At 57.4% G+C, this 12,114-nt stretch carries 12 protein-coding genes; 7 read left to right on the forward strand and 5 right to left on the reverse strand.

The window, feature by feature from the left end; genetic code table 11:
• The first annotated feature begins 195 nt into the window (after window positions 1-195).
• The 4 genes from ACU0FH_RS02555 to ACU0FH_RS02570 all read left to right on the forward strand — a co-directional run bounded on the left by ACU0FH_RS02555 (window position 196) and on the right by ACU0FH_RS02570 (window position 3,700).
• Window positions 196-948: a hypothetical protein gene (locus ACU0FH_RS02555; protein WP_238372793.1), complete on the forward strand. Its 753-nt coding sequence runs from the start codon at window positions 196-198 to the stop codon at window positions 946-948.
• 114 nt (window positions 949-1,062) lie between these two features.
• Window positions 1,063-1,797 carry a sigma-70 family RNA polymerase sigma factor gene (locus tag ACU0FH_RS02560; protein ID WP_446193226.1) on the forward strand — a complete coding sequence of 245 codons (735 nt, stop codon included), beginning with the start codon at window positions 1,063-1,065 and terminating at the stop codon, window positions 1,795-1,797.
• 10 nt (window positions 1,798-1,807) lie between these two features.
• Window positions 1,808-3,004 carry a flagellar hook-length control protein FliK gene (locus ACU0FH_RS02565; protein WP_446193227.1) on the forward strand — a complete coding sequence of 399 codons (1,197 nt, stop codon included), beginning with the start codon at window positions 1,808-1,810 and terminating at the stop codon, window positions 3,002-3,004.
• A gap of 30 nt (window positions 3,005-3,034) precedes the next feature.
• Entirely contained in the window at window positions 3,035-3,700 is a 666-nt protein-coding gene (locus ACU0FH_RS02570) for a flagellar hook assembly protein FlgD (protein WP_446193228.1), read from the forward strand.
• A 16-nt stretch (window positions 3,701-3,716) separates the two neighbouring features.
• On the opposite strand, the gene ACU0FH_RS02575 is transcribed toward ACU0FH_RS02570, so the two are convergent.
• From ACU0FH_RS02575 to flgF, 5 genes are all read right to left on the reverse strand, one after another.
• Complete coding sequence (locus ACU0FH_RS02575) at window positions 3,717-4,319, reverse strand: hypothetical protein (protein ID WP_446193229.1); 603 nt, start codon at window positions 4,317-4,319, stop codon at window positions 3,717-3,719.
• A gap of 65 nt (window positions 4,320-4,384) precedes the next feature.
• Window positions 4,385-5,140, reverse strand: a complete 756-nt coding sequence (locus tag ACU0FH_RS02580) for a flagellar basal body L-ring protein FlgH (protein ID WP_238372798.1) — start codon at window positions 5,138-5,140, stop codon at window positions 4,385-4,387.
• Complete coding sequence (flgA, locus tag ACU0FH_RS02585) at window positions 5,137-5,796, reverse strand: flagellar basal body P-ring formation chaperone FlgA (RefSeq protein WP_446193230.1); 660 nt, start codon at window positions 5,794-5,796, stop codon at window positions 5,137-5,139. Before flgA ends, ACU0FH_RS02580 begins: the two co-directional genes overlap by 4 nt.
• Window position 5,797: 1 nt before the next feature.
• On the reverse strand, window positions 5,798-6,583 hold the full coding sequence (gene flgG, locus ACU0FH_RS02590) for a flagellar basal-body rod protein FlgG (protein ID WP_088634289.1): 786 nt from the start codon (window positions 6,581-6,583) through the stop codon (window positions 5,798-5,800).
• A gap of 15 nt (window positions 6,584-6,598) precedes the next feature.
• Window positions 6,599-7,348: a flagellar basal-body rod protein FlgF gene (gene flgF / locus ACU0FH_RS02595; RefSeq protein WP_446193231.1), complete on the reverse strand. Its 750-nt coding sequence runs from the start codon at window positions 7,346-7,348 to the stop codon at window positions 6,599-6,601.
• A 137-nt stretch (window positions 7,349-7,485) separates the two neighbouring features.
• Between flgF and ACU0FH_RS02600 the strand changes: the two genes are divergently transcribed.
• The 3 genes from ACU0FH_RS02600 to flgK all read left to right on the forward strand — a co-directional run bounded on the left by ACU0FH_RS02600 (window position 7,486) and on the right by flgK (window position 12,114).
• Window positions 7,486-9,249 carry a tetratricopeptide repeat protein gene (locus tag ACU0FH_RS02600; protein WP_446193232.1) on the forward strand — a complete coding sequence of 588 codons (1,764 nt, stop codon included), beginning with the start codon at window positions 7,486-7,488 and terminating at the stop codon, window positions 9,247-9,249.
• Window positions 9,250-9,390: 141 nt separating this feature from the next.
• A complete protein-coding gene (locus ACU0FH_RS02605) occupies window positions 9,391-10,683 on the forward strand; it encodes a flagellar hook protein FlgE (RefSeq protein ID WP_446193233.1) in 1,293 nt (430 codons plus the stop codon).
• A gap of 30 nt (window positions 10,684-10,713) precedes the next feature.
• Window positions 10,714-12,114 carry a flagellar hook-associated protein FlgK gene (gene flgK / locus ACU0FH_RS02610; RefSeq protein ID WP_446193234.1) on the forward strand — a complete coding sequence of 467 codons (1,401 nt, stop codon included), beginning with the start codon at window positions 10,714-10,716 and terminating at the stop codon, window positions 12,112-12,114.

The raw sequence follows: 12,114 nt of genomic DNA on the forward strand, positions 1-12,114 counted from the left end.
AAACTCCATAAAACACAAGGCCATAAGCATCGCTGAAAACCTACGCTAGATATAGGAAATCGACTATATATTGTGTGATTTTAACGCAACCAAGGGTGTATATAGTTGTTCTAGTTAACCGTTTGAAACTGGAATACACAGTAAATAACGGGTTAATTTGGTGTTGGGTGTGACGGAATTTTTCTGGGGAGCAAAATGTCAAATCGAACGCTAGAGCTCATATGGCAGGGTGCCATCCTGCCTATGGAACGCAAGCAGGCTGATCGCCTAATGCGGGTATTGAAAGTGCTTCTGCCAATGCACTTTGTCTGCCTTTCCGCCGAGCGAGGCATTGATGGCCTTATGATCCTTCCCGACGAACTCGAGTTAATGCCCGCGCTGCCACTGGGCGATGTCGTTGTCGAGGAACTTGCCGTAGACGTTCCCTATGGTTCGCTGCTGCTGGTCTCCGAACCTGACAATGCTATCCGGATGAGCTCTCCCCATGCATTCTCCCACGATATTGGCATGGCAGTCGGTCAGACACTTCTGAGCGTTCTACGCGTCGGAGCGTTTCCGCTCGAACGCGAGAACGAGGCGCTCTACATCATGGCTTGCGCATTCGATCAGATGGCGCGAACAGCCGAGCTTCGCAATCTCGGGCTTGTCCCCGAGGAGTTCTCAAAGGGCCTTGCGGCGTGTCTTGGCGATTACTGGTCCGGTTCGCGCGGCAAGGATTGCCAGGCCGCACGTCTTTTCGCGACAGAGGATTGTCTGCACGGGCCCCAGCTGCGCAAGTACCTCACAACCCTCGATCCCGGATTCTCGGCGCCGATGTATCACCTTGTCCCGACCGGGCTGCTGAATTTTTCCAAGGACAAGCTGGGCTTTGGCGACTGGCTCAAGAAAGCAAGCGCAGCCGTTGGCAGCCTGATGATGCCCCGCCAGCAGCGCCTGATCGAAGGTTGATAAATTGCTCCTTCTCAGGGGCAATTTAACCATCGCTAAATCAAACAAAACTTTCATCTAATCATGTCTTATGATTATCTGTTCATGCAGGTATGAATTATCAGGCATACATCCATGATGTTTATCACCCGCCACGCGGCGATGAACGAACCGATGTTGTCGGTCGAAGAAGAGCGCGAGGCAGTCAGGAACTGGCAGGATAAGGGCGACCGCGATGCGCTGGAGTTGTTGATCCGGTCGCACGCCCGACAGGTCTATGCACAGGCGTCCCGCTGGTCGGACAATCCCTCGCACCGCGAAGACATGGTGGCCGAAGGCATGATCGGGCTGATGCGCGCCGCCGATAATTTCGACCTGTCGCAGGATGTCCGGTTTTCGACCTATGCCGGATGGTGGGTTCTTAACGGTGTGTCCTCGGCGATGGTAAAGATCAAGACCGTCGTGGATATTCCGGTAAGAACCTTTCTGGACGCCAGCGGAGGAAGGCTGGACGGAGAGCGCAAGGAAATCGCGCAGGTCGCGATGAACAGTACGGTAGAAATCGGCGTGGCAGGTGAAACGCTGCTGAGCATGGCCTGCCCAAGTCTGACGCCCGAGGAAGAGGCCACCCTGTCATCCAGCAAGGACGAACAAAGGCGGATGCTGCGCGCGGCGCTGGACCAGCTGAAACCAGAAGATGCAAATATTATCAAGAAATTGAAACTGAACGATCCACCGATGAAACCCGAAGAACTTGCGCAGGAAATGGGGATTACCCGCGATCGGGTGCGGCAATTGGAAGGCCGCGCCTTGTTGCGACTGCGGAAACGCCTGATTGACGGCGGCTTTGGGCTTCACGCTCTTACCTGAGGAAATTATTATGCTGTCTACACTTTCATCAATTACTTCTCTGCCCGGGCTTGCTTCGGCAGGCGCGTCGAAAACCAGTTCGACGACCTCCCTGACTTCGACCGAAGGCACCGCGGCAATGGGCTTTGCCGCCCTCCTCGCGCGGCTTGGCGCGTCGACGGCATCACAAGACCCGAACACGGGCGGTGCCACGCTAAAGTTGCCCGGAGACTCCACCCAGCGGGAATTCGCGCTCAAAGATCTTGCGGAAGATCTGGATGCTCTCGCGGCTTGGATGATGGCGCAGACAGGAACGCAGCAAAATGGCGTGACCACCGAGCCCGGCAACGCCGGCTCCGGTCTCGACCTTGGCAAGCTTGCCGAAAAGCTGAACACGCTGCTTTCGGAATTCGACAAGGCCTATGGCGCGAACACGCGGGAGGTTTTACTCAAGAACGCCGCCATCCTGCCTGAGGTCACCCTGCCGGAGAACACCGCCAAAGCGGGGCAAGCCTTTCTTGGGATGGCGCGGGTGCTGATCGGGCTTGAGCCGTCGGACGCACCGGCAGCGCCTGCGCTGAGCTCGGTTGCTGCCAGCGCTCAACCTGTCGAGCTTCGGAGCAGCACCGCAAGCAAAGTCGCCAGTGATCAGGCGCAGCAGGCTGTCACACAAACGGCACCGCAAAACACGAGCGAAACACGCAACCCGGTAACTTTTCAGGAACTGCTGAACCTGCGTCCCGCTGAAACACAGCAAACCCAACCGTCCTCCCCTTCCCCAAGCAGCGCGTCAAACGGCCCGACGCCCCAACAGCAACCGCAGGTTTCCGGCTTTGCCGCCAATCTGGTCGGGCAGATAAAGGGTACGCAGATCGCCGACGGCACGACGCGCGTTGAGCTATCTCCGCGCGGATTGGGAGGAATCGAAATCGATCTCTCCCGCGACGATGAAGGCACTTTGAAAGTGACGGTCCGGGCAGAGAACCCCAGCGTCATGGGCGCGCTGCGGGACAACCGGGAAGCTCTCTTGCTGGCCCTGCGCGACAGTGGCGTCAGCCTCGAAAACAATAGCCTTGGTTTTGAAGAATTCGGACAGGGCAATCGCAACGCCAATGAGCCGTCCGAACAGATTTCCATAGTAATGGGCGAGACCGAAGAAGAAGAAGCGGCGACGCCAGAGGCAATGACTGCCACGGTCGGTGAAGGCCGCGTCGATATCATCACGTAACGCCTCTTCGCGACGAAAAGGAACAGAGAAATGGCAATCGATCCAACCACAGGCGCGACGACTGCAAGCAATTCAGCCGCCGGCAACGCCCAGGTCAAGCTGACTGCGGATTACGAAAGCTTCCTGAAGCTGCTGACCGCGCAGGTCGCAAATCAGAACCCGCTTGAACCGATGGATTCGACGACCTTCGTGTCCCAATTGGCGCAACTTTCGCAAGTTGAACAGTCGATTCAGACGAACTCGAATCTGGAACAGGTGAACGCCTATCTCGCGGCCTATGGCGCGCTGTCGGATATCCAGCTGATTGGGCACGAAGTCACTCTTGCCAGCGACCAGCTGACCCTGAGCAATGGAGCCGCCGCGTTTGAATACGATCTGGCCGAGACAGCCTCGACCGTTTCCGCGGCGATCACGACTGCCGATGGCACGGTTATCCGCACGCTCAAGAACCTCTCGGGAACGGCGGGCGAAGTGCACAAGGTTGAATGGGATGGGCTGGATACCGACGGTCTGCCGGTGCAGGACGGCGTCTATACGATCCGGATGACTGCCACCACGGCCGAAGATGCGGATGTATCCGCCAGCACCTATACGGCCTCGACCGTTAAGGAACTGAACTTTGAGACAGGTGAATCAGTCCTGATGCTGGATAACGGCAGTGTAGCACTGGCCGGAAGCGTGATCTCGATCAGGTAGAGATCGGGTGCCGCGCTTAGCTGCGCGGCACGTCTTTCTTGTAGAGCGACAGGAACAGGACTTCCTGTGCTTCCTTGAATTCGCTGCGCACGTTGTCCGTGATCTTTTCCGACAGCCAGTCGGAATCGATTGCCGCCCGCTTCATCCGTGAATTCTCGGCCGCTTCACGGAAGGAAACGAGGATCTTGTCACGCAGACGCGCCGAGTTTTCGGCGATCCGGTAATGAGCCGCCGAGGTCGAATCCGGCATGGAAACGCCAAAGTCGGCAACGACGTAGGTTACCGATTTCGCCTTGTAGACCGGCACCATCATGGAGCCGAGCTGGACGACATTCTTGGAATCCTTGGCGTCCTCGACATCGGTTTCGATCAGCGCCTCTTCCTTGCCCGAGTACTTGTGTACGCTGGCGAGGTGGAGCACCTCTTTCTTCTTCGCCGGTTGCGGTGCTTTTTCCGCCGCATCGTCGAAGAGATTAGGTTGTGGCGCCGGTTCGTGGGTATCGGCAGCGGCGACTTCGGCAGCCGTGGCTTCCGGACCCTTCATCTGAAGGCCCGCACCATAGCCGATGCCAATGCCTACGATAGGTAGGACGGCGCCGAGGATCAGTATTTTTTTCATTCCGCCACTCGAGTAAATTTGATTCAAGTAGCTTTATGAATGCCTATTGAGGCGAAAATAGCGTCCTAAAAAGGCAAAATAATGTCGAGAGCACCTTCGCCATAGCTGCGGCGCTGCTGACGCGAAATCGATCCGTCCCCGCCATAGGTTATCCGTGCTTCGGCGATCTTTTCGTAAGGAATGGTGTTGTTCATCTGGACATCTTCGGGGCGGATGATCCCCGCCACACGCAATTCACGAAGTTCCTGATTTACTTTGACTTCCTGACGTCCCGCCACAACCAGATTGCCGTTCGGCAGTTCCTGGACGACCAGGGCGGCAATCTTGAGATTGATCGATTCATTCCGGTTGATCGTCCCTGCCCCAAGCGCGCTCAGCTCGCCCGAGATATCGACGATGTCGTCCGACGGCAGATCCTCGGGCCCAACGCCCGGCAGGATCTTGTCGATCTGTGTGCCATAGCCGAAGAGCTTGGGATAGCCGATGGAAGCACCGCCGCTGCGGGCGCGTGTCGAGGCATTCCTGAGCTGCGCTTCGTCTTCGATCTCGATCAGGATGGTCAGGATGTCGCCAACCGTGCTCGCCCGCTGGTCCGCGAAGAACCCGGCCGATCCCGTCTCCCAAAGCGAGGCGCGTTCGGCACGGACAGGCCGGCGTTCGGGTTCAGGCACGGGCATCGGTACGCTTACCCGTGTAGCCTCGGGCATGGTGCCCGAGTTGAACTGAATGCCCGACACTTCGGGATCAAGGTTGAACGGGTCGGAACCGCAGGCCGAAAGCGCAGTCAGCGCCGAGGCCAACAGGAGAATTCCATGTTTCATCTTATGATCTCCACCACGCCTTCCGCGCGGGCAATACCAGTTACGAGATTGTTGCTGACGAGGTTTACGATACTCAGCTCCTGCTCGCGATGCGCGTCTTCCATCGCACGTCCAGGCGCCGTCAGCGCAAGCCTGCCGTCACTATAGCGGATCGAGACCCGGTCGCCGCGCGTGATGACCAGCGGCTCCATAACCGATTGCACCATAACCGGACGCCCCTGAATCAACACGCGGCGCACTTCCTTGCCGACCAGCTTGGTTTCATCGATTTCGGCAAAAGCGCTGATCCGCGCGTAGGGCATGTCAACAATCTGAATATCGCTCGCCTTGAGGATTTCACCGGGCAAAAGCCGGCGTGTCGGAACCGGGACCTTGACCGACAAGATCGCAAGACCCTGAAAACGCTCGATCGTTCCGTCAGCCGTAACAGCGTTAGCAAGGAATTGCCCGGTAGATTTATCCATCCAGAAAGCCGAGAGCATGAGCGCATCAACGCCTTCGCCGCGCTGGAAGGAGACGTTGAATTCGGCACCTTGGGGCAGCTCTGCGCCGTAAGTGTCGCGCGCCTTTTCGATCACCAGTTCGCGCGCGGGCTCTGCCCCGGCGGAAAACCCAAGGCTTATCAATGCGATGGAGAGACGGGCCAGAAAACGCATGTTACTTGATCTGGTTGGTCGAGGACATCATCTGGTCAGCGGTCTCGATCGCTTTCGAGTTCATCTCATAGGCGCGCTGAGCAGAAATCAAATCGGTGATCTGCTGGATGATGTTCACGTTCGAGTTTTCAAGATAGCCCTGACGGATCATGCCGACGCCCGGATCGCCCGGCACCGCCTGGATCGGATCGCCCGAGGCGTTTGTCTCGGCCATCATGTTGTTCCCGAGCGGGCGCAGACCTGCTTCGTTGATAAAGGTCGTTAGGGTGATCTGACCCAATTCTACCGGGACCGGATCGTTTTCGACATAGGCGCTGACGATTCCCTGTTCGCTGACTTCAAGCTGAACCGTGTTCTCGGGCACCACGAGACCGGGATCGATTTCATATCCTTGAAGCGTCACGATCTGACCCTCGGCCGATAGCTGGAATGATCCGTCGCGGGTATAGGCCTGCGCTCCGTCGGGCAAGTTGACGGTAAAGTAGCCGCGTCCATCAATTGCCATCGCCAGCTCGTTCTCGGTGCTGATCAGACCACCCTGCACGTTGAGCCGGACGGTGCCGACGGTGCGAACGCCAAGGCCAACGTCTACGCCGGTCGGGCGTACCGTGCCTTCTTCGGCTGTGATGGCGCCTTCGCGGGTCTGGCTGTCATAGATCAGATCCTGAAACGCGGCTCGGCTGGATTTGAAACCGGTCGTGTTCGCGTTGGCAATATTGTTCGAGATGACATCGACATTCGTCTGCTGCGCCATCATCCCGGTGGCTGCAATTCCCAAAGCTCTCATCTGTTCAGTCCCCTATCACGTCGTCTGGCCAACACGGCGCAACATGTCGCGCCGCAGGTCGTCTTCGCTGCTCATCAGGTTTATCGCCCGCTCATAGGCGCGCTGGATTTCGATCATCCGGGTCATCTCCGTGACCGGCTCGACATTGCTCCCTTCGATGGAGCCCTGTACGATTTCACTGGTGATCGAGTTAATCAGGACGGGCGCACCCGACCCTTCTGGCTGCACCAGCAGACCGCCGCCAATGCGTTCAAGCCGCTGGTAATCGGCGATATCGAACAGTCCAAGCTGTCCGACCACGCCGTTGTTTTCAGTTGATATGGTTCCGTCACGCGCAATCGTAATCTCGCCCGCGTCCTGAGGAATAGCGATCTCTCCGCCACCCGCATCCAGAACGTTCGACCCGTTCAGCGTGATCAGGTTGCCCTCGGCATTTATGGTGAACCGGCCATCGCGCCCGAACGCCGTCTGACCGTCGGGCGTGCGGTACGAAAGCCAGCCTTCCCCGAGCACAGCAACATCCAAGGGATTGCCGGTCTGCTCAATCGGCCCCTGCCGATTGTCGAGGTAAGACCCGTCCTCGATGACAAAACTAATGTCCTGACCGTCCGCTGTATCCTCGGGTCTATGAACATAGTTGTTGAAGACGATATGCTCGCCCTTGAACCCGGCGGTATTTGCGTTCGCAATGTTGTTCGTCGTCACATCAAGATCACGGCGCATGGCCTGCGCCAGGGATAGCGCCACGTAGGTCGAGTTATCCATGCTTGCCCCCGCTTACGATGATCAAGTTCATATCTGTTCTTGCGTAGAATGAATTTTATTCTACAATAACGCAAGAACTTTGATAAGATATGCGGGCAATTTTGCGATTTAATACTTGTATATCCTTGTTTGCGACGATGATTGCGCTTACGCCGCAGGCATCGACTGCAACGTCCGGCGCTCCGGAGACGGTGAGCCACGCCGAGGCCGGTCAGCCGGCCTTTCGGCTGTCGAGATACAAGACGGAAAACTTTCTAAGCGACCGGCGAAGGCTGCAATCAAAGCTGTCACCTGATCGCGGGCAAACACCCCGGAATCTGCTCAACCTCGCAGAGTTTTACCTGGCCCATGCGCTGATGCCCGAAGGGCTTTCGGTTTTGTCGGAACTCGGTGACGATCTGCCGGAGCATATGGCGCGTCAACGCGCGCAACTTGAACTTGCGCTAGGCATGCTTGATACGCGAACACGTGATCTGACCCCTCATGCAGAGCGGCTTTTATCGGATAAGAGCCTCGATTGGCCGGATCGGTCGGTATTCGAGGTTCTGAACGCCTATGAGCAGGGAGATGACGACGCAGCGGCTGAACGGCTTGACGCGGCATCGGCCCGGATTGCCGCCTATCCCGAAGCCTTGGTGGAACGTATCCTGCCAAGGTTCCTCGATCTGGCAATAAGAACGTCGCAATGGTCGACCGCGAAGGACCTGGCCGCGCGTTTCGAGGAAGACCCGGAACTCGCGAAACTGCCAGCCTATCCTTACCTTCTGGGCAAGACCGCCGAAAAAGGGGGCGACTTGCTGATGGCCTTCGAGAACTTCCAGAAAGCCGGCGAAGGCAACGATATCTGGGCCCATCACGCACGGCTTTCCCTGATCGAGTTGGGACTCGAAAGCAAAACGCTAAGCCGCGAAGACGCGCTGTCGATGATGAAACAGGCAAGCCGGTCGTGGAGCGGTGATCGCAACGGGATTGAGTTGTTGCAGCGCATTGTCGAACTGGAAATAGAACTCGATGATACGGTCGCTGCACTGGGGACATTGGGTGCCATCATTTCCCGCCATCCGGACACCCCCGCCGCCTCTCTCGCGCGGCAACAAGCGCGGAGCCTTTGGACGACATTTTATGCGAAGGGACGGAACGAAGAGCTTTCGCTGACAGAATTCCTTGCAGGACACTATATCATCTCGATGGATTACCGGTTTGAACCGGGTTTTGGCGCCGTGACCGAGGCACTCGCCGATCGCTTCATGGCAGCCGGTTCGACCGTCGTGGCGGCGGATGAGTACCGGGAAACCCATGACTACCTTTTAGTCGGAAGAGACCTTGGGCTGCTTGAGGTCGATGACGTCAAGCTGGATTCACTGAAGCTGAAACAGGCGGAGGCGCTCTATCGCGGTGGCCAGATTGAGCAGACGGAACACATTCTTTCCGAAGGTCTGCTAAGCGACGACACAAAACTTGCGGACCAGTTGAATATGCTCAAGGCGAAGCTTTTCGCCGATCAGGGCGACGCGGAAGATGTCGTAAGAACCAGCCAGACCGACCCAAGCCTGAACTATCAGCGGCTGCGGGCGGCAGCCCTGTTTGATCAAGGGGACTGGGAGAAAGCGCAGGCCGCTTATACTAAAATCGTCGACCAGACCTCGGATAACGTTGATTTTGTGGATGTGGTCCGACTTTTGCTGGTTGCACACCGTTCCGGCGACCGTGGGCAGGTCAACGAACTGGTCCAAAGATACCCCTACCTTAACGACCGCCCGCAGTGGGAGCAGATCGCGCGCGGCTTTAGCGACGATGCCCCTGCCCTTCTGCCGCTCCGCTCGGACACGGCGAGAGCGCGGGTCGATCTAGCAAGCGAGACTTTGGATACGCTGAACAGTCTGAAGCCCGGTACTGACTGACCTCACGGCCGCAACCAAGTATTGTCTGATCTTGGGTCAAGATTCGTCGGGCAAAATAAAATTCAATTCTTTAACCGGCATGAAAATCTCTCTTCCTATCTTTACGGTGGAAGAAAACGTAAACGGCATTCGGGGAAAAGTATGGGTATTTCGGACGCAATGCAGTCAGGTGTCAGCGGCTTGCTGGCCAACTCGACCGCAGTCGGTCAGATTTCGGCAAACATCGCTAACGCGAACACGGACGGATATCGCCGCAGCTTTTCCCAGATGGTCACGACCGCCACACCGAACGGCAGCGTCGGCGGGGTTAACGCGGTTGCACGCTCTGAAATCGACACCGACGGCACCGCGCGTTCGACCGGGGTCAATTCCGACCTAGCGATCAGCGGTAATGGGTTCTTCGTTGTGTCCCGCTCGCCTAATGAGACGGTTTCGACAAACTACGCCTTTACCCGTGCCGGTTCTTTCAGCGCGGATGAAGAAGGCAACCTTGTAAACGCGGCTGGCCTGTTTCTTTCCGGCTTTGCCTATGACAGCAACGGCAATCTCGGTTCCGTTGACCGGTCGAACTTTCGCGACCTGACCACCGTCAACGTCGCATCGGCCACCATCAAGGGCGAGGCGTCTACGACCGTTGGCATCAGCGGCAATCTTCCTGCACAGCAGACGGGCGCGTCGAGCACCGGTCAGGCGTTCGTCAGTTCACAGGACTATTATACCGCCCTAGGTGCGGTTGAGCAGATGGAGTTCCAATGGACCCCCTCGACCACGGCGAACGAGTGGAATCTGCAGATTTCGGCCAAGGGATCCCCAATGGGATCGGTGGATGTCACCTTTAACGATAGCGGCGCAGCCGCCGGTACACCTGCTTCCTTCACCAATATCACGTCTCTCGCAACTGCTCCGGCCGCGTTCAGCTTTGACGCCGCCACCGGGGTTGCAAGCCTGACGATTGATAACGGGACAACGCCCCAGACCATCGACATATCGGTTGGCGCACCGGGTTCGACCGACGGCATGACGCAGTTCGCGGGAGACTACACACCGGTCGATGCCGATGTCGACGGGTTTGAAACCGGTCAGCTCGTTCGGTTCGAAATCGACGAGAGCGGTGACCTTTACGGTGTATTCGACAACAGCGCCCGCCGCCTGCTTTACAATATCCCGTTGGCCGAAGTGCCGAATCCGAACGGTCTGCAGCAGGTTAACGGCAACGCCTATATCACGACCCAGTCGTCGGGTGCATTCAACCTTGGATTTGCCAACACGGGGTCGATCGGGTCCATCGCGACCGGCGCACTTGAATCCTCGAACGTCGAATTGGCGGAGGAACTGACCCAGCTGATCCGGACACAGCAGGCGTATTCCTCGAACGCGACAATCATCACGACCGCCGATGAAATGATGGATGAAACGACCCGTCTGAAACGTTAATCGGTACCAAAAAGTTGAAAGGGGCGCTGGATGAGTATCAATAGCGCATACAATATCGCGAACACCGGGCTGAAAAGCACGGGCAAATGGGCCGAACTGGTGTCTAATAACATCGCGAATGCCGATAGCGACAGCTATGGAAGGCGCACCCTCTCGAAAACGACGACCGCGATGGGAACCGCCGTGGCGAACGGCGTGAACCGTGCGGTCGATCAGTCGCTAACCCGCATGTATCATTCGGAACTGGCACGGATGACACGGCAGGACGCGATCGCGGACGGAGTTTCGGCATACGCAACGTCGCTGGGCGACGTGGACGATCCGAGTTCACCGGCAGCGCTGCTGACAAACTTTCAAAGCAACCTTGATCTGCTTTATAACGATCCTTCGGACGCTTCCGTGCAACAAGCCGCAGTTCAGTCAGCGGGCGCAATCGCGACCGGGCTCAACACCTTGTCGCGAGATCTGGATACGAGCCTCAGGGAAGTGCGCAACTCTCTGCTGGCGAGTGTCGATGAAGTCAACAATCTGCTGAGCGACGTTGCTCTGCTGAACCAGCGCCTTGAGAACACCCTGCCGAATTCGCAGCAGCGCGCAGCGCTTGAAGACCAGATGGGCGACAAGCTGAACCAGCTCGCCGAATTCATCGACTTCAGGACCGAAACGAACGGCAATGGCAGTGTCGACGTGATGACCAAGGACGGCTACCGACTCGTCGAAGACGACGCCTCTTTTGACCTCGACTACAATGTCGGTTCGGGTGTCCTGACCGCTGGAACGGTCGACATCACGCCCCCGAACGGTATTGCCGAAGGTCGTCTTGCCGGACAAATCGAACTGGTTAACGACGTCATGCCGCAAATGCAGCTGCAGCTTGATGAATTTGCCCGCGCGCTGATCCAGACTTTTGAAGCAGCCGATGCGAGCCTGAGCGCAGGGGATACCGGGCTGTTCACGGATGAAGGCCTTGCCTACGACCCGGCGCGTATCACCGGTCTTGCCGCGCGGATCGAAATCAACGACGCGGTCCTGCCGGAACAGGGCGGTGAAATCTCACGTATTCGCGACGGCATGAACGCGGTGACACCCGGTCCTTCCGGCTCCGCCACGCAAATTGGCGCATTCCTTGATGGTCTCGACGCGCCCCAGACATTTGACGGCGCAACCTCACTGCCGACGAATATATCCCTTTCAGATTATGCCTCGGCATTGATTGCGGATCAGCAAAACACGCGGGCAACCGCGGAAAAAGAACAGGAAGGCTTGGCGGCCTCGGCGTCGAGCCTGAATTCCGCCCGGCTGAACGCCCAGGGCGTGAACATTGATACCGAGCTGCAGGATCTTCTGATGATCGAGCAAGCCTATGCTGCGAATTCCAAAGTGATCAGCACTCTTAACGAAATGATCGACTCGCTGCTTGCAGCGGTCTAA

This window comes from Heliomarina sp. (assembly GCF_052826185.1).

What these genes read in the sequence shown, in the direction of transcription:
- flgF (WP_446193231.1), bottom strand. Translation starts at nt 7,348, where the DNA reads ATGGATAACTCGACCTACGTGGCGCTATCCCTGGCGCAGGCCATGCGC.
- ACU0FH_RS02600 (WP_446193232.1), top strand. Translation starts at nt 7,486, where the DNA reads ATGATTGCGCTTACGCCGCAGGCATCGACTGCAACGTCCGGCGCTCCG.
- ACU0FH_RS02555 (WP_238372793.1), top strand. Translation starts at nt 196, where the DNA reads ATGTCAAATCGAACGCTAGAGCTCATATGGCAGGGTGCCATCCTGCCT.
- ACU0FH_RS02560 (WP_446193226.1), top strand. Translation starts at nt 1,063, where the DNA reads ATGATGTTTATCACCCGCCACGCGGCGATGAACGAACCGATGTTGTCG.
- flgG (WP_088634289.1), bottom strand. Translation starts at nt 6,583, where the DNA reads ATGAGAGCTTTGGGAATTGCAGCCACCGGGATGATGGCGCAGCAGACG.
- ACU0FH_RS02570 (WP_446193228.1), top strand. Translation starts at nt 3,035, where the DNA reads ATGGCAATCGATCCAACCACAGGCGCGACGACTGCAAGCAATTCAGCC.
- ACU0FH_RS02580 (WP_238372798.1), bottom strand. Translation starts at nt 5,140, where the DNA reads ATGAAACATGGAATTCTCCTGTTGGCCTCGGCGCTGACTGCGCTTTCG.
- flgA (WP_446193230.1), bottom strand. Translation starts at nt 5,796, where the DNA reads ATGCGTTTTCTGGCCCGTCTCTCCATCGCATTGATAAGCCTTGGGTTT.
- flgK (WP_446193234.1), top strand. Translation starts at nt 10,714, where the DNA reads ATGAGTATCAATAGCGCATACAATATCGCGAACACCGGGCTGAAAAGC.
- ACU0FH_RS02575 (WP_446193229.1), bottom strand. Translation starts at nt 4,319, where the DNA reads ATGAAAAAAATACTGATCCTCGGCGCCGTCCTACCTATCGTAGGCATT.
- ACU0FH_RS02605 (WP_446193233.1), top strand. Translation starts at nt 9,391, where the DNA reads ATGGGTATTTCGGACGCAATGCAGTCAGGTGTCAGCGGCTTGCTGGCC.
- ACU0FH_RS02565 (WP_446193227.1), top strand. Translation starts at nt 1,808, where the DNA reads ATGCTGTCTACACTTTCATCAATTACTTCTCTGCCCGGGCTTGCTTCG.